This is a genomic window from Ensifer sp. LBL, from assembly GCF_050435225.1.
GTDB lineage: Bacteria > Pseudomonadota > Alphaproteobacteria > Rhizobiales > Rhizobiaceae > Ensifer.
The window spans coordinates 570,697-596,311 of the sequence record NZ_JBNDJY010000005.1 but is presented as its reverse complement, the minus strand read 5'-3'; the positions used below and the strand labels follow the sequence as shown (position 1 = coordinate 596,311).

General features: G+C 61.9%; 21 protein-coding genes and 2 pseudogenes. 13 read left to right on the top strand and 10 right to left on the bottom strand.

Annotated features, from left to right (window positions below):
* Positions 1-69: 69 nt before the first annotated feature.
* The gene (locus OKW20_RS22710; protein WP_429175587.1) at positions 70-1,008 is read right to left on the bottom strand and encodes a LysR family transcriptional regulator; all 939 of its coding nucleotides are present in this window, start codon (positions 1,006-1,008) and stop codon (positions 70-72) included.
* A gap of 343 nt (positions 1,009-1,351) precedes the next feature.
* On the opposite strand from OKW20_RS22710, the gene OKW20_RS22705 reads away from it, so the two are divergent.
* From OKW20_RS22705 to OKW20_RS22690, 4 genes are all read left to right on the top strand, one after another.
* Positions 1,352-1,864: an SgcJ/EcaC family oxidoreductase gene (locus tag OKW20_RS22705; protein WP_429175826.1), complete on the top strand. Its 513-nt coding sequence runs from the start codon at positions 1,352-1,354 to the stop codon at positions 1,862-1,864.
* Positions 1,861-2,334 (top strand): SRPBCC family protein, encoded by a 474-nt coding sequence (locus tag OKW20_RS22700; RefSeq protein ID WP_429175584.1) that lies wholly within the window; start codon positions 1,861-1,863, stop codon positions 2,332-2,334. Before OKW20_RS22705 ends, OKW20_RS22700 begins: the two co-directional genes overlap by 4 nt.
* Positions 2,335-2,521: 187 nt before the next feature.
* Positions 2,522-3,700, top strand: coding sequence for an efflux RND transporter periplasmic adaptor subunit (locus OKW20_RS22695; protein WP_429175581.1), 1,179 nt, complete (start codon positions 2,522-2,524; stop codon positions 3,698-3,700).
* 29 nt (positions 3,701-3,729) lie between these two features.
* Positions 3,730-6,882: an efflux RND transporter permease subunit gene (locus OKW20_RS22690; RefSeq protein WP_429175578.1), complete on the top strand. Its 3,153-nt coding sequence runs from the start codon at positions 3,730-3,732 to the stop codon at positions 6,880-6,882.
* Between the two features lie 26 nt (positions 6,883-6,908).
* Here the strand turns inward: OKW20_RS22690 and OKW20_RS22685 are convergent, their stop codons facing one another.
* The 5 genes from OKW20_RS22685 to OKW20_RS22665 form a co-directional block, all read right to left on the bottom strand.
* Positions 6,909-7,559, bottom strand: a complete 651-nt coding sequence (locus tag OKW20_RS22685) for a glutathione S-transferase family protein (protein WP_429175575.1) — start codon at positions 7,557-7,559, stop codon at positions 6,909-6,911.
* A 520-nt stretch (positions 7,560-8,079) separates the two neighbouring features.
* The gene (locus tag OKW20_RS22680) at positions 8,080-9,063 is read right to left on the bottom strand and encodes an ABC transporter permease (protein ID WP_429175572.1); all 984 of its coding nucleotides are present in this window, start codon (positions 9,061-9,063) and stop codon (positions 8,080-8,082) included.
* An 11-nt stretch (positions 9,064-9,074) separates the two neighbouring features.
* Positions 9,075-10,085, bottom strand: coding sequence for an ABC transporter permease (locus OKW20_RS22675; protein ID WP_429115016.1), 1,011 nt, complete (start codon positions 10,083-10,085; stop codon positions 9,075-9,077).
* A gap of 1 nt (position 10,086) precedes the next feature.
* Positions 10,087-11,589, bottom strand: coding sequence for a sugar ABC transporter ATP-binding protein (locus OKW20_RS22670; RefSeq protein WP_429115015.1), 1,503 nt, complete (start codon positions 11,587-11,589; stop codon positions 10,087-10,089).
* Between the two features lie 148 nt (positions 11,590-11,737).
* Positions 11,738-12,718, bottom strand: a complete 981-nt coding sequence (locus OKW20_RS22665) for an ABC transporter substrate-binding protein (RefSeq protein ID WP_043611966.1) — start codon at positions 12,716-12,718, stop codon at positions 11,738-11,740.
* A 171-nt stretch (positions 12,719-12,889) separates the two neighbouring features.
* Between OKW20_RS22665 and OKW20_RS22660 the strand changes: the two genes are divergently transcribed.
* Positions 12,890-13,984, top strand: coding sequence for a LacI family DNA-binding transcriptional regulator (locus OKW20_RS22660; protein WP_429175569.1), 1,095 nt, complete (start codon positions 12,890-12,892; stop codon positions 13,982-13,984).
* A gap of 33 nt (positions 13,985-14,017) precedes the next feature.
* On the opposite strand, the gene OKW20_RS22655 is transcribed toward OKW20_RS22660, so the two are convergent.
* Positions 14,018-14,917 carry a LysR family transcriptional regulator gene (locus tag OKW20_RS22655; protein WP_429175566.1) on the bottom strand — a complete coding sequence of 300 codons (900 nt, stop codon included), beginning with the start codon at positions 14,915-14,917 and terminating at the stop codon, positions 14,018-14,020.
* A gap of 119 nt (positions 14,918-15,036) precedes the next feature.
* Between OKW20_RS22655 and OKW20_RS22650 the strand changes: the two genes are divergently transcribed.
* From OKW20_RS22650 to OKW20_RS22635, 4 genes are read left to right on the top strand one after another with little or no spacing between them, the layout of a single operon-like run.
* Positions 15,037-15,414, top strand: a complete 378-nt coding sequence (locus tag OKW20_RS22650; RefSeq protein WP_429175564.1) for a YybH family protein — start codon at positions 15,037-15,039, stop codon at positions 15,412-15,414.
* 16 nt (positions 15,415-15,430) lie between these two features.
* Positions 15,431-16,417 (top strand): zinc-binding dehydrogenase, encoded by a 987-nt coding sequence (locus OKW20_RS22645; RefSeq protein ID WP_429175562.1) that lies wholly within the window; start codon positions 15,431-15,433, stop codon positions 16,415-16,417.
* A 26-nt stretch (positions 16,418-16,443) separates the two neighbouring features.
* Entirely contained in the window at positions 16,444-16,935 is a 492-nt protein-coding gene (locus tag OKW20_RS22640; RefSeq protein WP_082005881.1) for a YybH family protein, read from the top strand.
* A gap of 17 nt (positions 16,936-16,952) precedes the next feature.
* Positions 16,953-17,369, top strand: a complete 417-nt coding sequence (locus tag OKW20_RS22635) for a DoxX family protein (protein ID WP_043611958.1) — start codon at positions 16,953-16,955, stop codon at positions 17,367-17,369.
* 121 nt (positions 17,370-17,490) lie between these two features.
* Here the strand turns inward: OKW20_RS22635 and OKW20_RS22630 are convergent, their stop codons facing one another.
* Positions 17,491-18,345, bottom strand: a complete 855-nt coding sequence (locus OKW20_RS22630) for a LysR family transcriptional regulator (RefSeq protein ID WP_429175559.1) — start codon at positions 18,343-18,345, stop codon at positions 17,491-17,493.
* A gap of 98 nt (positions 18,346-18,443) precedes the next feature.
* On the opposite strand from OKW20_RS22630, the gene OKW20_RS22625 reads away from it, so the two are divergent.
* Positions 18,444-19,754, top strand: coding sequence for an aspartate aminotransferase family protein (locus tag OKW20_RS22625; protein ID WP_429175556.1), 1,311 nt, complete (start codon positions 18,444-18,446; stop codon positions 19,752-19,754).
* A gap of 342 nt (positions 19,755-20,096) precedes the next feature.
* The gene (locus tag OKW20_RS22620; RefSeq protein WP_402326070.1) at positions 20,097-20,561 is read left to right on the top strand and encodes a hypothetical protein; all 465 of its coding nucleotides are present in this window, start codon (positions 20,097-20,099) and stop codon (positions 20,559-20,561) included.
* Between the two features lie 663 nt (positions 20,562-21,224).
* Here the strand turns inward: OKW20_RS22620 and OKW20_RS22615 are convergent.
* Positions 21,225-23,147: an acyltransferase family protein gene (locus OKW20_RS22615; RefSeq protein ID WP_429175553.1), complete on the bottom strand. Its 1,923-nt coding sequence runs from the start codon at positions 23,145-23,147 to the stop codon at positions 21,225-21,227.
* A gap of 163 nt (positions 23,148-23,310) precedes the next feature.
* Between OKW20_RS22615 and OKW20_RS22610 the strand changes: the two are divergent.
* A pseudogene (locus OKW20_RS22610) lies at positions 23,311-23,620 on the top strand (type II toxin-antitoxin system VapC family toxin); the annotation flags it as partial.
* Positions 23,621-23,634: 14 nt separating this feature from the next.
* Positions 23,635-24,612 (top strand): annotated as a pseudogene (locus tag OKW20_RS22605) (integrase); the annotation flags it as partial.
* A 316-nt stretch (positions 24,613-24,928) separates the two neighbouring features.
* Here the strand turns inward: OKW20_RS22605 and OKW20_RS22600 are convergent.
* On the bottom strand, positions 24,929-25,501 hold the full coding sequence (locus tag OKW20_RS22600; protein WP_429175550.1) for an NADPH-dependent FMN reductase: 573 nt from the start codon (positions 25,499-25,501) through the stop codon (positions 24,929-24,931).
* Positions 25,502-25,615: the final 114 nt, after the last annotated feature.

Here is a 25,615-nt window from a genome sequence, read left to right as displayed (position 1 = left end):
AGACGCTCCACTCGCAGACGTCAACCCCCTGGATGCCTTCTCGCTCTCGCCGGAGTATTGCTGTCCCGATCAGGGGAGCGCCGATGTGGCCTGCCGCTGACCGCGAAAGTGCGCAAGCATGAGCCCGCACAGGCTTTCCATTGCGGGGCCGCAGACCCGATCGATCCGGCGGATCGTGTAGAAGGGGAGGAGCGGACCGGGCAGACCGTTGCGGGCCGCAAGCGGCACCTCCCAGAGCCGCCCTTCGCCAAGATCAGCCGCGATCAGCCACAGGGGCAAATGACCCCACCCGGCACCGGCAAGAATGAGGGCGTGTTTGGTCGCAAGGTCGCTGACCCTCAACGTTTGCTGCGAGAACACCGCGTAGTTCACCGCCTGCCTATCGGCTGCGGGATCGGCAACGACGATCTGCAGGTGGTCGGCAAGGTCGACCGCCGTCAGGCCGGCGGATCCGTCGCGGGGGCCGGAGAGGGGATGACCGCCAGCGCAGACCGGCACCATGCCGGGAAAGGCGGCGACCGCCTCGCTGGCGATATGTGCGTCCGTTTCCTGCGCAGCCGTCAGGCCAAGGTCGCAGTCGCCGTCAAGCACCAGGCTCAACGCCATGGTCATCGGCGCTGTTACGAGCTCCACCCGCACGCCGGGATGGGCGCGGGTAAAATCGCTGATCACCCGGGCGATATCCGGCAGGGGAAGCAGCGGGTCGAGCGCCACGCGCAGGGCCGATTCCATGCCCTGGTGGAAACCGTTCGCCTTGGCCCGCAGCGCGTCGGCCTTGATCAGCAAGGTCCGGGCCTCTGCAAGCAGCGTCGCTCCGGCCTTCGTCAATTCCGGACGATGCTGGGAACGGTCGAACAGCGGCAGGCGCAGTTCCGTTTCGAGGTTGAGGATGGCGCTGCTGAGGCCGGACTGGGCACGCCCGAGCGCGCGCGCCGCCGCCCGGAACGAGCCGTGGTCGACGACGGCGACGAATATGCGCAATTGGTCGAGAGTCAGCGCATCCAGCATGATCGGCCATCCTGATCAAAGTGATCGATATTCGAGCAATTACATCGATCATCTAAATCGGGCAATGCTCCGCCCACGGGTCAAGGGAGCAGGGAATGAAACGGCCGATCGTCAATCACACCTCCGGCACGCAGGAGGCGCACGACTGTGATTGCATCACCGTCCGTTCCGACACTCCTTCCGTCCCGTGCAACGTCGATGAAGCCTCTATCGCCGGCCGGCCGCCGGACGAGGTTTTCCTGCTGCTAGGGCCTGGCGCGGATCCGGTATTTCGCACCCACGTTTCCGGATCTGTCGCCCAGGCCCTAGCGGTCGGGAACCGCACCTTCGGGAGTACGCCGTGATGGCGCGCATGCGACCCATTCCTGTGATCGAGCAAGCCGGCGGCGTGTTGCCTCCCGATGCCCGCGATGTCAGTGCCGTTCTCGCACTTGTTGCCCGGGTCGAAGAGACCCAATGGCTCCGGGACGTCGACGGTTTTACCTCGTTGCTGGCGCCGGAGGCCGTGTGGACGACCGCGTTCGGACGCCGGATCGTCGGCGCACCGGCAATCCACGCCTTCACCGCCGCCGTACTCCCGAGCCTGTTTCGCGATTTTCAGGCGCTCTACGACGTCGAGCGCATTACCTTCCTGCATGCGGATCTCGCCGCGGTGAACGTGCGGCAAATTCCGGTCAATGCCGACGGCAACCGCCGGGCGGGCGAGGACGAGGGACGGCCGCTCTACATTCTTCGACGCCAGGATGGCGCCTGGAGGATCATCGTCGCGCAGAACACCACGTATCAGGGCGAAAAGATTGCCGCCCAGCAGCGGGCGGGGGATGAAGCAACCAGCAGCGAGACCCCAAGCGCATGAATGAAAGATCCGTCCGCCACGCCACCTTCGTCATTCGCCGCAGCTACGCCGCGACCCCGGCGACCGTTTTCCATGCCTTTGCGGATCCCGCCACAAAACGACGCTGGTTCGTCGAAGGGGAGGGGTGGACGGTCGAAGAATTCTCCGCGTCTTTCGAGGTCGGCGGCCGCGAGCACAGCCACTTCCGTTTCGGAAACGGCCCGGTCATGCGCAACGACACGATCTATCTCGAGATCGTTGCGAATGAGCGCATCGTCTTTTCCTACACGATGACCGTTGCGGGACGGCGGATTTCGGCGTCTCTCGGCACTCTCGAGTTTGCCGCTGAAGGCGAGGGAACACGCCTCAACTACACCGAGCAGGCCGCCTTCCTCGATCGTCTCGACGAGCCGGGCGAACGCGAGGCCGGGTTTCGCGAATTGTTTCAGGCGCTTGCCGCCGCAGTTGAGCGCGCGCCGCTCGACGCTTGAGGGAAGAAGCAAGCATCACCGCTGAAGCCTTGGTCGCCAAGCGAGGTGAAAGGCATCCGAAGATGAACAATTTTTAATTGTTTTTCAGGGTGTTGCGCCATTGAAGCGGCCACATTTGGGCCCAGCTTCCGATGGTCGGCACCACCTATTGCCGCGTGCCGACAGCAAGGTCTGCGGAGGCGCGCTGATGGTCAGCCGATCAAGTCTCACCTGTCGTATTGCCGTCGTTCTTCTCTCGATCGCCGCGATCGGGTTCGTGGTGGCGCGCAAGCCCGTGCCGACTGAGGCGAAACTGCCGGCCAATGCGGCCGCCAGCGCCAGGCGCGGCGGCGCCGTATCCGTTCAGACGGCGACGGTGACGCTCAAGGACGTTCCGGTTGTCGTCCATGCCCTGGGCAACGTACAGGCGCCCGACACCGTGGAAGTGGGCGCGCGCATTGCGAGCCAGATCACGGCCATCCACGTCAAGGACGGGCAGATGGTCAAGGCGGGCGATCTGCTGTTCACGCTCGACGACCGAACGATAAAGGCCGGGCTCGCCCGCGATCAGGCGATCGTCGCCAAGGATACGGCACAGCTTGCCGACGCCAACACGGAACTCGAGCGCGCCAAGACCTTGCGTGACGACAAGACCGGCACGCAGCAAAGCTATGACACCGCTCTCTCGCTGCAACAGGCGGCGCAGGGGAACCTGGACGCTGACCGCGCGACCGTCGATGCCGATCAGGTCGCGCTGAGCCTGACCGAGATCACCGCGCCGATCGGTGGACGCCTGGGTGCCGTGCAGGTCGCGCTTGGCGATCTTGTCGGCCAGTCGGGCGCGACATCGAACAATCTCGTGACGATTACGGCGATCGACCCGATCGACGTTACGTTCCGCCTGCCGGAAGAGCGCCTGCAGACGTTCAAGGATCTGATTGATCGCGGCACGCCCCCGCCTGTTCGCGCGCGGTCAAGCGGCACGCAAATGGTCATCGGCCAAGGCATGCTCGATTTCATCGATTCCGCCGTCGATACCGCTTCCGGCACCATCGCCATGCGCGCGACCTTCCCCAATGCCGCGCAGAAGCTCTGGCCGGGCCAGTTCGTGGATGTCGATATCGACCAGGCACAACTGCATCAGGCGGCTGTTGTCCCGAGCGTTGCGGTCCAGCCGGGACAGGATGGCCCGTTCGTCTTTCAGGTGAAGGACGACAACACGGTCGAAACCCGCGGCGTGTCCGTTCTGGCCGACGACGGCAAGGAGGCTGCGATCGGCACCGGCCTCGCCGCCGGTGACCGGGTCGTCGTCGAAGGGCAGGCGCGGCTGAAGCCGGGGGATCTCGTTGTCGCTGCCAACGCGGCCGCTCAGGCCGCGACGGATTAGGTTTTGTCCATCATTCGGGAGTGCGTGAAATGCCGCTGTCCGAGTTCAGTATCCGCCGACCGATCGCCACGGTCTTGCTGTCGGTCGCGCTCATCCTTGCCGGCGTTTTCAGCTATCTGGTCCTGCCGATCGCCGCGCTCCCGCGAACGGATTTCCCTGTTATCAACGTTTCTGCCTCGTTGCCCGGCGCCTCGCCTGAGACCATGTTGACGTCGGTCGCTATCCCCCTGATCAAGCAGTTCGCCACCATCGCCGGGATCGACACGATCTCGACGACGAATGCACTCGGCTCGACCTCGATTTCGATCGAGTTCGTGCTCGGGCGCAACATCGATGCCGCCGCCGCCGACGTGCAGGCCGCCATCACCCGGACGCTCAGGCTGCTGCCACAGGACATGCCGGCACCGCCAAGCTACCGGAAGGTCAATCCGGCGGACGCGCCGGTTCTGCTCCTAGCGCTGAAGAGCAGCACCGTGCCGCTCACCGACCTTGACGCCATTGCACAGCAGGTGATTTCGCCAACCCTTTCGGTGCTCGACGGGGTGGCGGAAGTTTCCATCTTCGGCAGCCAGCAATATGCCGTACGCATTCAGATGCATCCTGATGCGCTTGCCGCGCGCGGCATTTCCGTCGACCAGCTGAAGACGGCGGTTGCGGCGGCAAACGACAATTCGCCCCTCGGCACCGCGCAGACCAGCGACCGTCAGGCGGCGATCGTTGCCGACACGCAGCGCATGAATGCCGCCAGTTTCGCGGATGTCATCGTCAAGAGCGTCGATGGCAAGCCTGTGCGGCTCGGCGATGTCGCGACGGTGGTCGATTCCGTTGCCAACAACCAGACGGCAAGCTGGCACGACGGTTCGCGGGCGATCATCCTGGCGATCCAGCGACAGCCGGATGCAAACACCGTTGAGGTCGTCGACCGGGTGCAGGCGCTGCTGCCGTCGCTCCGCCAGTCGCTTCCGGCCTCCGCCTCGATCGAGACGCTCAGCGACCGGTCCATGTCGATCCGCGGGGCGGTGCACGACGTCCAGTTCACCCTGATCCTCACCGTCGGCCTGGTCATCCTCGTCATCTTCGCTTTCGTTCGCCGCCTCTGGGCCACGCTTATTCCGGCGCTCGCCGTTCCGATCTCGATCATCGCCACCTTCGCGGCGATGTATCCGCTCGGCTTTTCGATCGACAACATCTCGCTGATGGCGCTCACGCTCTCCGTCGGGCTGGTGGTGGACGACGCCATCGTCATGCTGGAAAACATCGTGCGGCACATGGAGGAGGACGGCATCGATGCCTTCTCGGCGGCGCTCATCGGTTCGCGCGAGATCGGCTTTACGATCATCGCGATCTCGCTGTCGCTCGTCGCAGTGTTCATTCCCGTGCTGCTCATGGGCGGCGTGATCGGCCGTATTCTCAACGAATTCGCGATCGTCGTCACCGTTGCCATCCTCGCCTCCGCCTTCGTCTCGCTCACGCTGACGCCGATGCTGGCGGCCCGGCTTCCGGCGAGGACGGATGGACAGGAGAAGGCGCGCTGGCTGCGGCGCCTGGACCTCGCCTTCGAGCGAGGCTTCGAGCGGCTGCTGCGCGCCTATGAGCGGCTGCTATCGCTTTGCATCAACGCGCGCCCGCTGGTGCTTCTGCTCTTCCTGTTGACCGTCGTGATCACTGGCTACCAGATCGCCACGATCCCGAAGGGGTTCTTCCCGCAGGAAGACATCGGCCAGTTGCAGGTCACGACCCAGGCGCGCCAGGACATTTCCTTCGCCGCCATGTCGAAGCTCCAGTCCAATGTGGAGGCGGTCTTTGCCAGTTCGCCCTACGTGGCCCATGTCGCAAGCACGATCGGCTCGGGTGGAGCGTCGAGCGCGCTCAATTCAGGCCGGCTTTTCGTCGAGCTGAAGCCGAAGAGCGAGCGTCCGCCGCTTGAAACCGTGCTTGCGGATCTGCGCCGCAAGTTGGCGGCGATCCCCGGCATCCAGGCCTTCATGTCGCCGGTCCAGAACCTCTCGGTTGGATCGCGCGCGTCGGCCAGCCAGTACCAGCTGGTGCTCCAGAGCCTCGATCAGCCGCTGATGAACGAATGGGCACAGAAGCTCCATGACGCCATGAGCGCGGATCGGGCCTTCTTCACCGACGTCAACAGCGACCTCCAGATCAACGCGCCACAAACGCGCCTGGTGGTCGACCTCGACAAGGCGGCAACGCTGGGGGTCGACGCGAGCGAGCTGCGCACCACGCTCTATGGCAGTTTCGGTACCGAGCAGATCTCGACGATATATACGGCGGGCGATAGCTACGAGGTGATCCTCGAGCTCGATCCCTCGATGCAATGGTCGGTTGACAAGTTTGGCGAACTGCGTGTCGGTAGTGCCAATGGCGGCCTTGTTCCGCTCGGGGCCTTCGCCCGTGTCGAGACCGTGTCCGGGCCACTCACCATCAACCAGCTGGGCCAGCTGCCGGCGGTCACGCTTTCCTTCAACCTGCCGGCCAAGGTCGCCCTCGGTGACGCCCTTGCGGAGGTCGATCGGCTCAAGGCAGAAATCGGCATGCCGTCCGAGGTGACAACCCGCAATTACGGCACCACCCAGCTGTTTAAAGATGCTGCCGCCAACCAGGGTCTTCTGGTGCTGGCGGCGATCGTCACCATCTACCTCGTACTCGGCATTCTCTATGAAAGCCTGATCCATCCGCTGACCGTGCTTTCGGGTTTGCCATCAGCCATATCCGGGGCGCTGCTGGCGATCTATTTCGGCGGCTTCGACCTTTCGATCATCGCCATCGTCGGCGTGCTGATGCTGATCGGCATCGTCAAAAAGAACGCCATCATGATGATCGATGTGGCGCTGACGCTGCAGCGCGCCGGTTCGCCGGCCATTGACGCCATCCATAGGGCCTGCCTCATGCGCTTCCGCCCGATCATGATGACCTCGGTTGCTGCGATCATGAGTACGCTGCCGATTGCGATCGGCAGCGGTGCCAGCGCGGAGCTGCGCCAGCCGCTTGGCGTCGCCGTCGTCGGCGGCTTGCTGGTGTCGCAGCTTGTGACCCTCTTCGTGACGCCGGTCATCTATCTGTACATGGACGATTTCATGCGGGTCGTTTCCCGCCTGGTTCGCCAGGGGCTGCAGATCACCCGGGGCGAACGACCGGCTGCAGTCGACAATCAGCCGCGGCACGGTTAGCCGCCCGTTCCGGGATCACGTTACCCTCAGGCGGATGAGCCGGATGTGAAGACTGCAAGCTGCGCATCGAAGGCGCGCTTGTAGGCCGGCCGCGCCTTGCCGCGCGCGACGTAGGCGGAAAGGTTGGGATACTCGTCGAGCAAGCCTGAACTTTCCAACCTGCGGAGCACTGTCACCATCAGGAGGTCGCCGGCACTGAAGGCGCCGTCGAGCCAGTCGGCCTCCGCGAGCCGCCTGGACAATTGGGCGAGCCGGACGCGGATGCGATCTTCGAGCATCAGCAGGCGCTCCTGATACCAGTCCTTGTCGCGCTCCACGTAGGTGGTCGCTTCGCGCTCGAGGATCGGCGGCTCCACGGTGTTGAGCGCTGCGAACATCCAGGTGATTGCCCGCGCGCGGGCATCGGCGTCATTCGGAAGCAGGCCGGTATGGCGCTCCGCGACATGGAACACGATGGCACCGGTCTCGAACAGGGAAAGGTCGCCTTCCTGATAGGTGGGGATTTGCCCGAACGGCTGAAGCGCGATGTGGGCCGGCTCCTTCATGGTCTTGAAGGTAACGAGGCGAACCTCATAGGGCTGCTCCACTTCTTCGAGCGCCCAGCGAACGCGCATGTCGCGCGCGAGACCTCGGCCGCGATCCGGTGATTTTTCAAAGGCGGTAATGGTGATCGTCATCTTGTCCTCCACAATTTGCCTGTCCTGAAGACGATTGGCCAACGGGGATACCGACATGCGCTGCCGCCTTTCAACGATGGAAGGCGGAATTCGCGGCGACAGTGGCAGATAAAGGATCTCCTCTGCGGGTGCGAAACACGTGGCTCCCCGCAAGAAGGCGTACGTCTCGTTGAGATTAGCCCGAATGGACAGCTTGTTTCGGCGATCGCGGCGAAGTATAAATATTTCATAAACGTAATTGTCGAGCGCATTTCAATTTGATGCTGGCAATGACGTATCGCTTTCGACTTTTGACCATGGATGTACTGGCAGAAGCCTTGAGAGCGAAAAAGAAAAGAAGGCCGGGGCCAGTGCGCTCCGGCCTTTTTTACTGTCTGCCAATCGCTGCGATACGCAGGCCGATTGGTGCGCGTATGCGGCCGTTACGGTCACGCATTGTTCCTGCTCCACGAGGGCTAATCCGGGGTAGGTCTCCCCGTTTCGTCCTGTGGATGTTCGCGCCCCGTTCGCGACGTTCAGTTTAAGTGCTGCGATGCCGTGCCATCAGCTTTGCCTGAAGCACGACGACGACAAGCAGGAAGGCGCCGCGGATGACGGACTGCCAATAGGCCGAAAGCGAGATCCAGCCGAGGCCGTTTTCGAAGTTCAGGATGTTGAAGACCATGGCAAGCAGCAGCGCGCCGGCAAGCGTCGCGCCGACCGAGCCGGAGCCGCCGGTCAACAGCGTACCGCCGACGACGACTGAGGCGATGGCGAAAAGTTCCCAGCCGACGCCCTCGGTCGGCTGGCCGGCGCCGAACTGCGAGGCGAGGATGACGCCGGCAAGCCCGGCAAGGGTGCCCGAGGCGAGATAGACGCCGGCAAGCGCACGCTCGACCTTCAGGCCCATCAGTCCGGCCGTCGCCTCGCCGTCACCGATCGCCAGGATATGCCGTCCGACGGGGAGCTTTTGCAGCACGAGCCAGCCGAGCACATAGGCTGCAAGGGCGATCCAGGCGGGAATGGGGAAGCCCAGGAAATCGTCCTGCCCGATCACCGTGAAACCGGTGTCATAGGAGACGGAGACAGACTGGTTGTCGGCCAGCAAAAGGCCGGTGCCGTAGGCTGCGAGCATTGTCGCGAGCGTGGCGATGAAGGGCTGGATGCGCTTCTTCGTGATGATGAAGCCGTTGAGCGCGCCGACGGCAAGGCCGGCCGCCATGCCACCAAAGAGCCCGGCCGCCCAATGATAGGGGGAGAACAGAGCCGCCACGACGCTTGCCATGGCCGCCGTGCCGCCGACAGACAGGTCGATGCCGCCCGTCATGATGACGAAGGCCATGCCGAGCGCAATCAGCGCGAACATCGAGTTGTAGCGCAGGAAACTCAGGATGTTGTAGGGCGACAGGAAGTTGTCGTAGCGCAGTGCCCCGAAAAGGATGAGGCCGGCCAGCGCCAGGATGACGCCGAGGCGGGCAAGGTCGCCGGAGTTCTTGACCAGGAAGAGGCGGAGGATCGATTGCATCGGGGTTGCCTCTAATGTTTGCTGGCGCGCTGCTGGATGAAGACCGCGGTGACGATCAGCCCGGCCTTGACGATGAGCGCCGCCGCATCCGGAACGCCATTGGCGAGCAGCGTGTAGCGCACCAGCTGGATGACGAATGCGCCGAGCACCGTGCCGATGATGTTGGCCCGCCCGCCGGTCAGAAGCGTGCCGCCGACGGCGACCGCAGCGATCGCATCGAGTTCCATGCCGAGGCCGACGAGGTTTGCGTCGCTCGCCGAGTTGCGGGCAACGACGATGAGACCGGCGACCCCGGCAAGCGCGCCGCTTATCATGTAGACGAAGAGCTTGACCCGTTTGACCGGGATGCCGGTCAGGCGCGCGGCCTTTTCGTTGCCGCCGACGGCGATGATCTGCCGGCCGATGACGGTGTAGCGGATCATCGCGAACGCGGCCGCGACGATGATCATCATTAGCACCACCTGGGCCGGAATGCCCGCGATGCGGCCGAGTGCGATGAACTGGAAACCCTCGTTCTTGAAAACCTGCAGATTGCCGTTGGTCATCACCTGGGCGATGCCGCGCCCGGCGATGAAAAGCACCAGTGTCGCGATGATCGGCTGGATCGAAAAGCGGGTGACGAGGAACCCGTTGAACAGACCGAACAGGGCCGCGACGGCGATCGGCAGGAGAAAGGCCAGCGTGACCGCGAGCGCCATGTTGTCCACCGGCCAGAACTGCCCCATGAAGATCATCGGCGCCAGTGCGCCGGCGATCGCCATTAGCGACCCCACCGAGAGATCGATGCCGCCGGTGGCAATCACAAGCGTCATTCCGGTCGCGACGATGACGATTGTCGCAACCTGGGTGAGGTTCACGTTCAGCGTCTGCAAGGACAGGAAATTCGGCGTGACGGCAACGTTGAACAGGATCAGCGCCAGGAAGGCGACGAAGGTGCCGTAGCGGCTGGCGAGCGTCAAAAGCCTGTTGCCGGACGAAAGCGTTCCCGACGGCTGCGGGGCGGGGGTCTCGATCGTCGTCATGTCATTCTTCCTGCTGGGCTTCCTGGTGGGCCATGGCGGCAAGCAGCGCGGTCTCGCTCAAATCCTTCCGCGACAGCGTCGCGACGGAAGTGCCGTCGCTCAAGACCGTCACGCGGTCGGCGGCGGCAAGCAGTTCTTCGAGTTCCGACGAGATCATCAGCACGCTCAAGCCCTCGTCGGCGAGACTGCGCAGGAGTTTGAGGATTTCCGATTTGGCGCCGATGTCGATGCCGCGCGTCGGCTCGTCGACGATCAGCACCCGCGGGTCCGTGGCAAGCCATCGGGCGAGCAGCACCTTTTGCTGGTTGCCGCCGGAAAGCTCCTTGATCGGCTGATCGGGGGAGGCGCATTTGACGCCAAGCGCGCGGATGTAGCGGCTGACGATCTCATCCTGGCGTGCGCGGTCGACGATGCCGGCCTTCTTCAGCTTCGGCAGCAAGGCGAGCGTCATGTTCTCGCGGATGCTCATGTCGGGCACGATGCCGTCGATCTTTCGGTCTTCGGACACGAGGCCGATGCCGTCGGCGATCGCGTCGGCCGGTTCGCGGTAGCTGCGGTCTTGTCCCTGCATGCGGATCGTGCCGCGTTCCATCCTGTCGGCGCCGAAGATCAGACGCGCCGTCTCGGTGCGGCCGGAGCCGAGCAGGCCAGCAAGGCCGGAGATTTCGCCCTCCCGCACGGCAAGGCTGACGTCGCGCACCCGCACACCCGCGCCGGCCTTGTCGACTTCGAGGCGAACGGGCCGCACTGGCGCGTCCTTCTCCGGTGCCATGGCCTGAAAGGCGGCAAGTTCCTTGCCGAGCATATGGCGCACTAGTGCCATTTTCGGCATATCCGCCATCGGGCTTTTGGCGACCGTCTGGCCGTCGCGCATGATCGTCACACGGTCGCAGATCTCGTAGAGTTCGTCGAGCCGGTGGCCGATGAAGATGACGGCGACGCCGGAGCGTTTCAGCGTGCGGATCGTTTCGAAGAGGATGGCGACCTCGCGCTCGTCGAGCGAGGAGGTCGGCTCGTCCATGATGACGAGGCGGGCGCTCTGCGTCACCGCGCGGGCGATCGCCACCATCTGCCGCGTCGCCGCATCGAAATGCGCAACAGGACGGTCGACGTCGATCGTCAGGTTGAAGGTTTTGAGCACCGCTTCGGCACCGCGCCGCATGGCGGAATGGTCGATCATGCCGAATCGTTTCGGCTCGCGGGAGAGATAGATGTTCTCCGCCACGGAGCGCTGCGGGGCGAGATTGATTTCCTGGTAGATCGTCGCGATCCCGGCGGCCTGCGCCTCGGCCGGCATCGAGAAATCGACATCCCGACCGTCGAAGGCGATGCTGCCTTCGTCCCGCCTGTAGACGCCGGTCAGGATCTTGATGAGCGTCGATTTGCCGGCGCCGTTCTGGCCGACAAGCGCCATGACCTCCGCCGGCTCGACCTCGAGCGAGGCGGATTTCAGGGCCGGCACGCCGGCAAACGCTTTGGAAATGCCCTGCATGGACAGAAGCATGGGTCTCCTCCCTATCTTCGCCATCCGCCGCCCCATCTGGGGGTGGGCGTCATCAGCCTACACTTGAACGGGCCGAAGGTCATGCTGCCGTCAAAAAGACGGCCGAGACGGTTGCGCCGTCCCGGCCGTGGAGGCTCGGGAGATTGGATCAATAGGCGTTGGCGAGTTCTGCAGCCGCGTTGGAGGCGTCGTAGAACTTGTCGTCGTTGATGATCATCGCATCGATTTTCTCGCCCTTGGCGTAGCGCATCATCGTCTCGAAGGCCTTCGGCCCGAAGCGTGGATTGCACTCGACGACTGCTGCGATCTTGCCGTCGACGACCGCCTGCACGGCTTCCTTGCCACCATCGATCGACAGCACCAGCACGTCCTTGCCCGGCACCTTTCCGGCCGCTTCGAGTGCGGCGATCGCACCGATCGCCATTTCGTCGTTGTGGGCGTAGATCACGTCGGCATCCGGATGGGCCTGGAGCAGGGCTTCTGCCACCTGACGGCCCTTGTCACGGGCGAAATCACCGGTCTGCGAGGCGACGATCTCGAAGCCGCCGGCCGCCTTGATCGCCTCGTCAAAACCCTTCTTGCGGTCGTTGGCGGGCGACGACCCGGTCGTGCCTTCGAGTTCGATGATCTTCGACTTGCCGTTGGCGTTCTTTGCCAGCCACTCGGCAACACGCTTGCCCTCTTCGACGAAGTTCGAACCGATGAAGGTCAGATAGTCTTCGCCGGCCTTGGCCAGCGACGGATCGACCGAGCGGTCGAGCAGGATCACCGGAATGCCGGCCTTCTTCGCGGCCATGACTGCGGGGATCAGCGGCTTTTCTTCGCGCGGTGCGAGAAAGATCACGTCGACGCCTTGAGCGATCATCGAATTGACGTCGGCGACCTGCTTGGCGGCGGAACCGGCGGCATCCGTATAGACGAGTTGGAAGCCGAGCTTTTCAGCTTCGGCCTTCATGCTGTTCGTCTGGGCGATACGCCAGGGATTGTTGGATTCGGTCTGCGCGAAGCCGACCTTGTATTTGTCCTTCTGCTCAAGCTTCGGCACTTCGGCGATCGCGACACCCGCAAGGGCGAGCGCGCCGACGGCCGTTGCCGCAAGCATGAAGGTGCGACGGGAAATCATGGTCATAATCGGGTTCTCCTCCCAGATTGGCCGGTGCTCCTCTACCGGACGTGAGCGTTTTTGCGCTTCACATCTCCAAATCTTGCGCTAATAATATTAGCAGTCAAGGCCAAAAATTATGAGCACTTGCAAAAGCCTGCGTGCAGTGCAATGCACGCGGGAGGGTAGGGAGCACGCATGGCCAAGGGAAACGGGCGGAATCTGGAGAAAAAGGGCGAAGGGCGCCCGACAATGACGGATGTCGCCAGGATCGCTGGCGTCTCCCAGTCGAGCGTCTCCCTGGTGCTGAACGAGATGTCCGGCTCGCGCATCTCGCCCGAAACGCAGCAGAAAGTGCGCGAGGCTGCTCATAAAATCGGTTATAGACTGCCGGCGACCCGGGGCCCGGTTGCAGCCGCCCCGGCGGTCGAGAAGGACACGATTGCCTTCATCGTCGACGAGATCTCGACCAGCCCGCACCCGGTGGTCAGCCTCGACGGCATCCGCGACTACGCCTTCGAGCAGGGCATGCTGGTCTCGGCGCACGTCACCCGCTCCAATCCGGAACTTGAAGCCGCAGTGCTGCGATCGGTCCTGCGCGACCCCTCCATCGCCGGCGTCATCTACGCGACGATCTTTACCCGCAAGGTTGCGGTTCCCGAGGCGCTGGCGCCGCTGCCGACCGTGCTTCTCAATTGCTACTGCGAGCCGCGCCAGCACGTGGCGATCGTGCCGGGCGAGGTCGCCGGCGGTTTTTCTGCCACGGCGCATCTGACGGCGCTCGGCCACAAGCGCATTGGTTTCATCAACGGCGAAAGCTGGATGGATGCCGCCGCCGACCGTCTCAAAGGCTACAAGCAGGCGCTTGCCTCCGCCGACATCGCCTTCGACGCGACGCTGGTGCGCGACGGCGACTGGCTGCCGCTTCGCGGCTACGAGGCCGGGCTCGACCTGCTCTCCATGCCCAACCCACCGACCGCCATTTTCTGCGGCAACGACCTGATGGCGATTGGTGTGATGGAGGCAGCCCAGGAGAAGGGTCTGCGAGTGCCCTCCGATCTCTCGGTCATGGGCTATGACGACCAGGAACTGGCGCGCTACACCCACCCGCCGCTCTCGACCCTGGTGCTGCCGAACTATGAAATGGGCCAGAAGGCGGCTGAACTCCTGATCGACATGGCGATCCACGGAAAGCACATGCGGCCGATGACGATCAAGGTCGACGGACCGCTGGTGGTGAGGGATACAACCGCCCTCCTGTCCGCAGCCAGACCTTCCAGGAATGCTGGATAGGGCTTCGCCAGTGCCATGCTGAGGTGCGCTGGTCTAGACTGGCCGTGAGGCCGTACCAAGAAACCGCGTCATCTGTTTCTGGCAGAAGTCGAGATAGGCGCGCACGATGCTCGACGGATGCCTGTGCGCCGGATAGAGCAGGCTGACGTGCTGCTGGGGCATGGGGTGGTCGACAAACACCTCCACCAGGCGGCCATCCCTGATCGGTTCGGCCGCCAAAAAAGGTGGTAACTCGGTAACAAACTCGGCCGCCAGAGCCCGCGCCCTCAAATGCAGGTAGTCGTTCGTCGTCAGCATTGCTTGCGGCTCGAATACGTTCTCGCCGAGGCGCCACGAGGCATGGCTGTTTGCATCCCGTATCCAGGCGGCCAGGGGGAAGTGGTGCAGGTTCTCGTACGTCGTCGGCTTTCCGACACGTTTCAGGAGATCCGGTGCGGCAACCAGGACATGCCGATAGGTCAGCAATCGTTTCGCCACCATCGCTTCATGAACGATCGCGCCCACGCGCAACGCGACATCGATGCCGTCTTGGACCAGATCCACACGACGGTCGGTCGTGTACACGTTGACCTGGATATCCGGGTATTGGCGCTGGAAAGCGCCCAACAGCTCCCACCACGGCTCAAAACCCGTCGGCAGTGAAAGGCGCAGGCGTCCTCTCAAACGCGTCTGGTCGCTGCGAACCGCCTCTTCAGCTTCTGCAAGCGCCTCGATCCCGCGCGAGGCATGCTCGAAGAGCCGCGTGCCCGCATCCGTGAGCCTGGTCCCGCGTGCCGACCGCTCGAGGAGCTGTATCTTCAGTTCCCGCTCGAGTTCGCGGATGCGCCGGCTGAGTGTCGGCAGAGGTATGCCCAGACGGGTCGCGGCGGCTGAGAGGCTACCAGCCTGCGCGACGGCGACAAACATTTGCGCTGCGTTCAAGTCCAACTGCAAAGCCTCTCATAATTGAGAGGCATCTTACCATCTGTCGATCTACTACACCATGGTTGAGCGGATTAGCTTGGTCTCATCCTCATCTGAGGCCAGTCGCAAACGCTCAAGGAACTTTAGCCATGACAATCGAAACCGCCATAAAAGCCTACGAGGCAGCGCTCAACGGCAACGACATCGACGCCATTCTCGACCTCTACGGAAGCAACCCGGTCTTCATGCCTCAGCATGCCCCGGCGCTGATCGGCCGTGATGCCGTTCGAGAAGGCTACAGGCAGGTATTTGCCGCCATCAAGCTCGATATTCGCTTCACCATTCATGAAATCGAGATCGCCGAGGATTGGGCCTGGGTGCGCACCAGTTCTTCGGGAACGACACACGTTCTCGCCGCAGATGTCACGATCGAGGAGGGCAACAACGAACTCTTCGTGTTCCGCGCAGAACAGGGCCACTGGAAGATCCACCGCTACCTGTTCTCCACCAACCGTCCACGCGCATAACGCCAAGGAGGCCAACATGAAAGCCTATGTCATCGAACGCGCCGGAGGCCCCGAGGTGCTCGAGTTGCGAGACATTCCCCCGGCCGGTGTGAATGCCGACGAGGTGAGGATCCGCGTGCACGCATTCGGCCTCAATCGCGCCGAAGCCTATCTGCGTGCCGGCAAGATGGGCGAGATAAGCGCTCCGTGGGTGCCCGGGATCGAGGCCGTCGGCGAGATCATGCACGATCCGTCCGGAACCTATCGGACAGGTCAGCGTGTCGCCACGGCCATGGGCGGGATGCAGTTCAACCGCGCCGGCAGCTATGCCGAGGAGGTTGTGGTCCTGCGGAGCAACGTGGTCGATCTCGACGGGGTCAGCCTGCCGTGGGAGGAACTCGCGACTTTACCTGAAGCCTATCTGACGGTCTGGGGTGCGCTCACGAAAACGCTAGCGATCGAGAAGGGGCAGACCCTCCTTGTCCGCGGAGCAACTGCCTCGGTCGGGTTGGCGGCGATCGTCTACGCCAAGGCGCTTGGGCTTACCGTGATCGCCACGACACGTTCCAGCCAAAACACTGAACGATTGCGCGATATGGGCGCCGATCACGTCGTCATCGACACCGGCGAGATTGCCGAGCAGGTTCGCGCCCTTGTCCCGGCGGGCATCGACGCGGCGCTGGAAATCGTCGGGGCGGCCACCGTTCGCGACACGATCAACGCGCTCAAGCCATTTGGCTCCGTATGCGTGATCGGCCTCCTGGGTGGACCACCCGTACTTGAGAACGTCCACCTGATACAGGACCTTCCCGGCGCAGTGCAGCTTAGCTTCTTTCCGAGCGGGCTTTTCGGCACGGCCTCCCTGCCTTTGTCCGACACACCGCTGCCGTGGCTGGCGAAGGGCATCGCCGAGGGCCGCATTCCATCGTTGCTGGCTCGGACCTTCGACTTCGACAGCATTGCCGAGGCTCATCGCCTGATGGAAAGCGACCGAGCGCTCGGGAAGCTTGTTGTGAAGCTCTGATCGGTTGAACTCTCAAGGAGAAAGTCATGTCCTCGTTTCCTCGCAGAAAAATTGCGCGGTTCGCGCTCGCGATGCTGCCGGTTCTGGTTGCCGCGGGTTCGGCGAAGTCCGACGAAGGCGCTAGGGCCGCCATTACCCGACAACTGCAGAGCTACCAAAACGCCCTGAACGCCTCGGATGTCGACGCCGTCATGAAGCTCTACGCCGATGACGCCGTGTTCATGCCGCAACACAGCCTGCCGGCCGTCGGTCGCGTTGCCGTCGAGAGGGCCTATGAACAGGTTTTCGGAGCGATCAAACTCGATATCCGGTTTGAGATCGACGAGATCCGCGCGCTTTCGGCGGACTGGGCCTACGCCCGGACCCGTTCGAAAGGCACCGTGAAAATCCTCGCGAATGGGGCCGCCCCATCGTCCGAGGCCAACCAGGAACTGTTCCTGCTTCACCGCGAGAAGGATGGGGCATGGCGCTTTGCCCGCTACATCTTTTCGACCACAAACGCAGCCCCGCAGCAATAGCGGAGAGGCGAACCGAGATGACATCGCAACAGCAAACCTATGCCATCGCTGCCGCGCGAACCGTAATGGTCGTGATCTTCTTCCTGTCCGGCCTGTCCAAGATCGGATCCGCCGAAAGCATGCGCGGCTACATGGAAAGCATGGGCGTACCGGGAACATTGCTATGGCCTACGATCCTCTTTGAGGTAGGCGCGGCTCTGCTGATCGTGGCCGGCTACAAAACCCGCGTTGTCGCGCTTTTTCTGGCCGCCTTCTCAATCGTGACGGCAATGGTGTTTCACAGCAACTTCGCCGACCAGATCCAAATGGTCATGTTCCTCAAGAACCTCTCGATGGCAGGTGGCTTCTTCCTTCTCGCCTGTGTGGGGGCCGGGGATTTTAGCCTCGATGCCCGCTTCGAGAAAGCCGAGCGCAGTCTGCGTATCGCTGCCTGAAGTCCCGTCGACCTTCATCTGCCCGGGCGCTGCAGCGGCCGGGCAGGTTCTCCACCGGCGCATGGCCCAAGCAATCGAACCGGCGCTGAGCACTGACGCGTTCCAGGGTCGCCTGCCGGCTTCACCCAACCTGCGGAAGGACCGCTCGGATATGGTCGGCGAGTGCCGTGACCACGGAGGAGGGGCGTGGCTCCGCAAGTTCGAGCGCAATGCCGATCGTCGGGAGTTCTGGTAGAAGGCCGGCCGAGATGACATGAAGATCGGCAGGGACGGCGGTTTCGGTCAACACGCTGATGGCATGTCCTGAACGCGCGATCGCGATGAGACCCGCCAGACTGTTGCTGGCGAATGCGACGCGGTACCGACGACTGATACCCTCCATGGCGCTGCAGGCGGCTCGGAAGTCGAGCGTCGTCGGGGCGGACAGTGCCAAGGGAAGGGCGGTGCGGCTCAGGATCTCAGGTTCCGAGCCCTTGCCGACCCAGACGAATTTTTCGCTCCGAATGACCTCGCCACTCGCCGCGTCGGGAACCGAAACGAGTGCGATGTCGATTTGCCTTCGCTGGAGGAGCGGTCGCAGTTCGGTGGTCGGCGCACAGACCATGCGCAATTCGACATCCGGATGACGCTCAAAGAAGCCCTCAAGCACCGCGGGCAGGAAGGCGATGGAGTAATCCTCCGGGCAGCCAAGCGTGACCGAGCCCTTAAGCCCCGAGCCACCCATGTCGGCGAGGATCTCATCGTGGCCGGCGAGCAGGTGCTCGGCATGCACCAGCAGCTTTTCACCGGCCGCCGTCAGGCGCACGCCCGATCCGGTGCGGTGGAAAAGGGCCAGCTCGAGAAAATCTTCGAGCCGCTGCATCTGCATGCTCAGCGTCGACTGGGTCCGTCCCACCTGGAAGGATGCAACGCTGATCGAACCCGCACGGGCAATGACGGTGAAGTTGCGCAGCAGGGAAAGGTCGAGATTTCGCATGATATCGAAATGTCCAATATCTGATCGGAATACTATCAATTTGCATGAAGTTGCGGCCGGCGCTAGCCATTGAAGATCGTCAAAAGAGGAGCCACCCGATGTCGCTCAATTCCGATCCTCAATTCTGGGCGTCTGCCAACAAGCACCTGACGCGTTATGGCCCCGACTTCGAAACCATCATCGTGGAGCGAGCCGAGGGAAGTTTCGTTTATGATGCGGATGGTCGGGCGATCCTGGATTTCACCTCGGGGCAGATGAGCGGCGTTCTAGGCCACACGCACCCTGATATTGTCGCCACCGTCGACCGGCAGATGCGGACGGTTGCTCATCTCTTCAGTGGCATGCTGTCTCGGCCGGTCGTCGATCTCGCGTCCCGTCTTGCCGCACTGGCGCCTGGGCTGGACCGGGTTCAGCTTCTGACGACGGGGGCTGAATCGAACGAAGCAGCCATTCGCATGGCAAAGCTGGTGACCGGTGGGCACGAGGTCGTCGCCTTCGCGCAGAGCTGGCACGGTATGACGGGTGCTGCGGCCTCGGCGACCTACAGCGCCGGCCGGAGGGGTTATGGCCCGGCCGCTGCCGGTTCGTTCGTGATACCGGCCCCGAACGCCTATCGCCCGCGTTTCACGCACAAGGACGGCAGCAACGACTGGCAGACGGAGCTCGACGACGCTTTCTCGCTGGTCGACCGGCAGTCGACGGGCGGGCTTGCCGCCTTCATCGCCGAGCCGATCCTATCGAGCGGCGGTATCCTCGAACTACCGCCCGGCTATCTCGCAGCACTCAAGTGCAAATGCGCGGAACGGGGCATGCTCCTCATCCTCGACGAGGCGCAGACGGGCATCGGCCGCACCGGACATATGTTCGCCTTCCAGCGCGACGGCGTAACGCCCGACATTCTCACCCTGTCGAAGACGCTCGGTGCCGGCCTGCCGCTTGCAGCGGTCATGACGACCGAAGAGATCGAGCGGAAAGCCCATGAACGGGGCTTCCTCTTCTACACCACCCATGTCTCGGATCCTCTGCCCGCTGCGGTTGGCGTCACCGTGCTCGATGTGGTCGAACGCAAAGGGCTCGTCAACCAGGCGGTTGCCCGCGGCGAACGGCTACGAAGCGGTCTTCTCGGGCTTCAGCAGAGGTTCGAATGTGTCGGCGACGTTCGTGGACGCGGGCTTCTACTCGGGCTCGAGGTTGTCGTCGATCGGCAATCGAAGGCGCCCGGATTCGAGCTCGGCGCCAGGATCATGGAGGAGGCAATGCGGCGCGGCCTCAGCATGAACATCGTCAAGCTTCCCGGCATGGGGGGCGTGTTCCGCATCGCGCCGCCGCTGACGGTGTCGGAAGAGGAGATCGACCGAGGGCTGGAAATCCTGTCGGACTCGATCAGCGCGGCAACCGGCGCGCGCTGAGCGTGAAAGCCTGGCGCTTGCGCTCGTGACCGCCGTCAGCACTCTGGCAGGAAGTTGGACGCGGCCATCACGTTCCTCGCGCCGGAGGAGGGGTGAGATAACCCCAGATTTGGAGATTTGGGGCCTGAAGACAACTACAGGGGAGCCTGCTAATTATTCTGCACTCTTGAGGAGCAAAACGAGGAGCCGGGGGCAGATCCTATGACGTCATATTCTCTGACATGCGTAAACAACTCACAGCTAGCGGGCAGCTTCGCCGTTTTCCAGAGGGCGCCAGAGACGACGCCGGAAGGCGTGCTTTCGCTCGCCTGGTTTACCCGTCCGACGGCACCAGGAAGCAGTGTGACCTTTCACTGGCGTCCGGACCTCAACTTCGTCTGGTCCGAGACAGGCGCCCTGGATTCGGGCATCACTTTCAGGGCAACGCAAGTGGAGCCGGCAGATCCCAACGGCCAGAACCTGATCCAGCTCACCGAGGATGCGAACGGCGCGACGACATTCGTCAACCCGAGCAACAGCGGTGCGCTCGGTTCACTGACGATCGAGCAATTGTCGAATGTCGTTCCCAATCGCACGTCGGTCGGGATTGGCATGGCGGGTGCGGCAACCTTTCTGGTCCAGGCTGCCCCCAACATGACTGCGGTCTTTACTCCCCACCCCAACTACTGGGTGGTCTTCGGCGACTACAGCAGCGGCGACATCATCAACTTCGAGGAGATCACCGGCGCTGTCGAGGTCGCCTATGGTGGGGCCTTGACGGAAAGGACCGCGTCGCTCGGCCTCGACAATCTCATTTCCGTGACGTGAGCATCGCGGGCGGGACAGATCGAGTGCCGCGTGCGTGAATTGGGTGGTGGCGGATCGCGTAGGTCCGCCACCGGTTCCACGGGAGCAGTTGTCGCACTTGGATATAGAATCCGCCTCCCTTGACTCTGAAATCGCATAATCTGAATTATGGAACTAGAGATAAAGGATCGATCACACCTTCTAACGTATTGATCTAAATTGCGTTCACCGCGATCGCTCATTCAAACAACAATTTCCATCCGCGTGAAAGCCAACACTCCTCGCCGACATACGGACATGGGATGGTGGAATCGCCAGTTCCTCGTCGATGAACAATGCGATCCGGATGTGGTCGAACGCGTTTTGGGAGACGAGACGAAACGCGGCCTATAATCTCGGCCTCTCCACCAAGCGAAAATGCCTTCGCCGGACGCGCACCGCTGATTCACACTGTCACTCATAGGATTCTCCGCATGAATCATGCAGAAAATCTCCGATCAGCGGGCCAAATGATACGTGGCGGTCTCTACGCGCCTACGATGCTAATGCGGTACTTGGAGCAAGAACGCGCACCACTTTAAGGGTTCACTATGGCTAGTGACTCAACTAGAAGGAGATATTCTTGTCTTGTCAAACGAATGGACAAAAGAGCAAGGAATTCACGCGCACTGATGTGCCATGGCTCTATCGTTTAGTGGCGATGGTGGAGGCCGGTTGACCGTCCAGAAGAATGCTCTTGTAAACTCGATCGGCTATCAAGGCAGCGGCGTCCATAGACGGATGGTTGCTGTCAAATAGTAGCGGACGCCCGTTCTTACTAAACTTGCACAGTTGCAGGTCGCAGAACACTGAGGAGACATTAACAACTTCCGCGCCACTAATCTTCGAAATTGGATCAAGAACCGGTGATATCGACGTCACCTGTTTGTCCCAATCTGCCCTCTCGATAGCGGGGCCCCGATCAATCCCTCGCCATGCCATGCGGGCTAAAACCAGGGGGACTGAGTCTGAGAATTCGGGAATGGGACCTACTACAAGAACTCGCTTTCCGCCGGATACGAGTCGCAAGACGGTCTTGGTCAAGCCCGACCCATATTGGTCTCCTGCACGGCGGTAATGAAAGAAGTGATAGGAAGCGAGGACTACGGTATGAACCGAGGGCAGTTCATGCAGAATATGGTCTATGATGCGCTCATTGCCTTCAGCGCACCCGGATCGGTCACCTAATGAATACCCAACGACCGGAGGGCACGCGCTTATCGTTAGAGTTATTAACGAGCGCTTATCGCCCTTGAACCTGTCCGCCAAAGCATCTGATAATTCCACGCCATGGCTGTCGCCCCAAACGATCGTGTCAGGGACGGTTGCCGGATACCCTAGTATGCAGTTCTCGTTGCGCGGCAACTCGGTTAGTCGCCGAAGATGACAAGTCTCTCTGATTGGGCTTCGAAGTTGATACATGTCGAGTACGACGTCGCTTGGGAGACGACCCGCGAAGCCTCCCGCAGCTATCACGGAGATCGCAGCAATGCCAACTGCGCAAATCGCCGGCGCGCTGATCAACACGAGGCGTCGCCAGGAGACTTTCAGCCTGTCCCGAGCAGTCCGCTCTACAAGTAACCAAGTTAGGAAGGAGAAAAGAGATGTTGCTCCGATCAATACGAGCGACATTCCCAAGTCGGGATAGTTACCATAATTTTCGTGACGATATAGAACCAGCAAAGGCCAGTGCCATAGATATATCGAGTACGACAACCTGCCGACCCATACCATAGGCGCGCTTGATAGCAGGCGAGCAGTAGATGACCCCTCTAAACGCGGCCATACGATCAGAGCGGCACCAACACACGGCAATAGCGCAAGCGCTCCCGGGAAGAGGTTGTCACTCGTGATTAGTAATGCCGTGGTCACGATGACCACTAACCCGACCAGTGGCGCAACCTCGCTTAGCAAGCGGCCGCGAATGGGAGAGACAAAAACCAACAGGCCTCCTATGGCGAGTTCCCACGCCCTAAATATCGGAACGTAGAAGGCCGTTGTCGGGGAACTGACCACTTTGACGATCGACCACATTAGACTTGTGACGATGATCGTGGAGACCGTGATTTTGATCGCGCGAATAGATGTCGAGTTGCCGGCGCGCCACGCCGCCATCAGAATCAGCGGCCAAGCCAGGTAAAACTGTTCTTCGACCGACAGTGACCAAGTATGCAGAAGCGGACTAAGATTGGAGGTTCGAGCAAAATAGTCTGCTTCTGACCAGAAATAAAAATTAGAAACCCCGAACAAAGCGCTGAGTGATTGCTTGCTCAGGGAGACATAGTCAGATGGCAACAGGATGAACCATGCGGCCAGAAGCGTCGCGGCGACTACGAGGATCAGCGGCGGAAAGATACGTCGCGCTCGACGTTCGCAAAAGCGGGCGATGGAAAAATCGCCCTCAGAGATTTCTCGCCACAACACATTTGTGATGAGATAACCACTTATCACGAAGAATACGTCTACACCGATATATCCTCCCACCACTGGGCCAAGATGGAAGTGATAAAGAACCACTAACGATACCGCAATCGCTCGCAGTCCGTCCACATCTGCTCGATACTTCATCGGTGTAGGTACAACCCCTCTGATCCGAACGGCATTAGCATTCAGCGACGCATTTGACTAGTTTCAAACCGCCGCGAGAAGATGGAGTGGATGAAATGGAAGCGCGTAGGCCTGCCGATCATTTGTAATTCTCCTGCACGAACATCCAGAGGTGGTCCATGGCATCGCAGACGATCCCGTCAGGCTCATCTCCGACTGTCCTGGAGGCTGCCATGGTGATCGAAACTCGACTTGGGGAAGCCGCAGGCGCCGATCTCGACCTCTGGCTCTACAAGGCAGAATTCGAAATCGTCCCAGTTACAGCCGAACATGCGGATCGCGCGCGGCGCGCCTGGCGGCGCTATGGCAAAGGCCGTCATCCGGCCAGCCTCAATTACGGCGACTGCTTTTCCTATGCTCTTGCCGCGCTTTCCGGAGAACCGCTCCTCTACAAGGGCAACGATTTTTCGCAAACCGATATCGAGGCGGCGTGAAAAGGCCTGCCCAAATGAGCGAAGCATCCGCGCTCAAGCGCGCCGAAGAGCTCATGCGCTCGACGCCATCTTGCCCTTCGATCGCCGAGACCAGCTTGCCGTCCTGCTGACGGACGACGACGTCGCGACGCTCAAGCACCTTGCCAGTGAAGGCATGGGCGACAACGCGCTTAGGGCTCTGGCGTCAGATCTCGGCTATCTTGAGGCCTGGTGCCAGCTCGCCACGGCCCCCCCCTGCCCTAGCAGGAGCCAGAGAGCCTGCTCTTAAAGTTCGTCGCGCACCATCTCTGGGACACGGCTAAGCGGGCCGAGGATCCATTCCACGGAATGCCGGCAGAGGTTGAAGCTGGCCTGCGCTCGGAGCGCCTCCTGCGCGCCGATGGGCCGCATGCTCCGGAAACTGTGCGGCGCCGGCTACAAGCTGGTAGATCCTGACCCGCTGGCCGCTGCGGCTTGCCGTGCGCGCCAGTGCCCGGCCGCGGCAACGAAAGAAAAGGCGGTGACCGGCGATGTCCTGACCAAGCTGCTGCAGGTCTGCGCCGGCGAGCGCTCGGTCGACCTGCGCGATCGGGCGCTGCTTCTGACGGCTTTCGCTTCCGGTGGCCGCCGCCGCGCGGAAGTCGCTGCGCTGGGTGTCTAAGACCTGGTTGACGAAGAGCCAGTGCGAGCGGATCCGATCGATGCCGCCTCCCCTCCCCGGCCTGTCGATCCGTCTCGGCTGCACCAAGACGACGACCAGTAATGATGACAAGCGAGTGGTCCTCATCGGTCGGACGGTCGTGGCGCTGAAAGGGTGGCTCGAACACGCGGGCATCTCTGAAGGTCCGGTCTTCCGTCGCATTGACCAATGGGGGAGCATCGATCGCCGCGCGTTGACGCCGCAGTCGGTCAACCTAATCCTGAAAGGCCGCTGCAAGCAGGCGGGGCTCGAACCGGCACTGTTTTCGGCGCATGGACTGCGATCAGGCTACCTGATCGAGGCGGCGAGGCGCTCACCGAGATCGGATCCGACGGAGACTTGATCAATCAAGTCCTGGAAATCACGGCAGAAGATGACGACACCATCCACTTGCGCAGCCACTTTCTGCCAGCGGACATATGAACGTCCGGGGGCCAGAATCCCTCGGCCGATCACTCGACTGCACGGGCCGCCGCTATCGCTCCTTCCCGGCGCTACCGCTCGGTGTAGCGCCCTCCGAGTGGCTCTAAAATTTCCTCGCAGAGCCCATTGTGAGGACCGCTGAGCCACTTCGAGAAGTTGTTCGGCGCCGCATGCGGCTTGAGGAGATGCGACCGGTAGCCGCCTGTTCAAGCGTCGCGAGGCAGGACGGAGAGCACGCGCGCGATGAAGGCTGCAAACTCTTCCATGTAGCTACGGAGAAACTGCTCGGTCGATTGCACCGCCACTTCTCCGTCGTCTGAAATCAGCCCCGGAGTGAATTGAATGTATGCTTCTGGGGCGTTCATCTGCGGTGAATTGCAAAAGCTAAGAACACTGCGCAGTCCTTGTTGCGCTACCGCGGTTCCGATCGAGCCCGGCGATGTCCCGATGACAGCAGAAGGCTTGCGTGTGAACGAGTTCTTTCCGTAGGGGCGGCTCGCCCAATCGATGGCGTTTTTTAGGCCACCCGGGATTGAACGGTTGTATTCCGGGGTTACAAAGAGAATGGCGTCGACCCCAGCCAACTCTTCTTTGAAAGCTCTGGCGACCGGCGGAAAATCGGCATCATAGTCATAGCTATAGAGCGGGAGTTCTCTGAACGATATCTCTGTCATTTCCAAGTGTGCAGGAGCCAGCCTCACCAGTGCACGGGCGAGCTTGCGATTTATGGAGTCTTTGGCGAGACTACCAATCAAGTATCCGACCTTATGCGTTTGCATAGTAATCCTCCCGATACCCCTGACCTATGGCGTGGACGGCACCGATAATGTAGCGCGTCGCGCCTTCACTGTCATGTTTCCAAGTCGCTGCAAACCCGATCTCAGAACCCTCTT

Bases quoted from the DNA above. Each gene is read 5' to 3' on its own strand.
- OKW20_RS22710 (WP_429175587.1), bottom strand. From the start codon at position 1,008: ATGCTGGATGCGCTGACTCTCGACCAATTGCGCATATTCGTCGCCGTC.
- OKW20_RS22705 (WP_429175826.1), top strand. From the start codon at position 1,352: ATGGCGCGCATGCGACCCATTCCTGTGATCGAGCAAGCCGGCGGCGTG.
- OKW20_RS22700 (WP_429175584.1), top strand. From the start codon at position 1,861: ATGAATGAAAGATCCGTCCGCCACGCCACCTTCGTCATTCGCCGCAGC.
- OKW20_RS22695 (WP_429175581.1), top strand. From the start codon at position 2,522: ATGGTCAGCCGATCAAGTCTCACCTGTCGTATTGCCGTCGTTCTTCTC.
- OKW20_RS22690 (WP_429175578.1), top strand. From the start codon at position 3,730: ATGCCGCTGTCCGAGTTCAGTATCCGCCGACCGATCGCCACGGTCTTG.
- OKW20_RS22685 (WP_429175575.1), bottom strand. From the start codon at position 7,559: ATGACGATCACCATTACCGCCTTTGAAAAATCACCGGATCGCGGCCGA.
- OKW20_RS22680 (WP_429175572.1), bottom strand. From the start codon at position 9,063: ATGCAATCGATCCTCCGCCTCTTCCTGGTCAAGAACTCCGGCGACCTT.
- OKW20_RS22675 (WP_429115016.1), bottom strand. From the start codon at position 10,085: ATGACGACGATCGAGACCCCCGCCCCGCAGCCGTCGGGAACGCTTTCG.
- OKW20_RS22670 (WP_429115015.1), bottom strand. From the start codon at position 11,589: ATGCTTCTGTCCATGCAGGGCATTTCCAAAGCGTTTGCCGGCGTGCCG.
- OKW20_RS22665 (WP_043611966.1), bottom strand. From the start codon at position 12,718: ATGACCATGATTTCCCGTCGCACCTTCATGCTTGCGGCAACGGCCGTC.
- OKW20_RS22660 (WP_429175569.1), top strand. From the start codon at position 12,890: ATGGCCAAGGGAAACGGGCGGAATCTGGAGAAAAAGGGCGAAGGGCGC.
- OKW20_RS22650 (WP_429175564.1), top strand. From the start codon at position 15,037: ATGACAATCGAAACCGCCATAAAAGCCTACGAGGCAGCGCTCAACGGC.
- OKW20_RS22645 (WP_429175562.1), top strand. From the start codon at position 15,431: ATGAAAGCCTATGTCATCGAACGCGCCGGAGGCCCCGAGGTGCTCGAG.
- OKW20_RS22640 (WP_082005881.1), top strand. From the start codon at position 16,444: ATGTCCTCGTTTCCTCGCAGAAAAATTGCGCGGTTCGCGCTCGCGATG.
- OKW20_RS22635 (WP_043611958.1), top strand. From the start codon at position 16,953: ATGACATCGCAACAGCAAACCTATGCCATCGCTGCCGCGCGAACCGTA.
- OKW20_RS22630 (WP_429175559.1), bottom strand. From the start codon at position 18,345: ATGCGAAATCTCGACCTTTCCCTGCTGCGCAACTTCACCGTCATTGCC.
- OKW20_RS22625 (WP_429175556.1), top strand. From the start codon at position 18,444: ATGTCGCTCAATTCCGATCCTCAATTCTGGGCGTCTGCCAACAAGCAC.
- OKW20_RS22615 (WP_429175553.1), bottom strand. From the start codon at position 23,147: ATGAAGTATCGAGCAGATGTGGACGGACTGCGAGCGATTGCGGTATCG.
- OKW20_RS22600 (WP_429175550.1), bottom strand. From the start codon at position 25,501: ATGCAAACGCATAAGGTCGGATACTTGATTGGTAGTCTCGCCAAAGAC.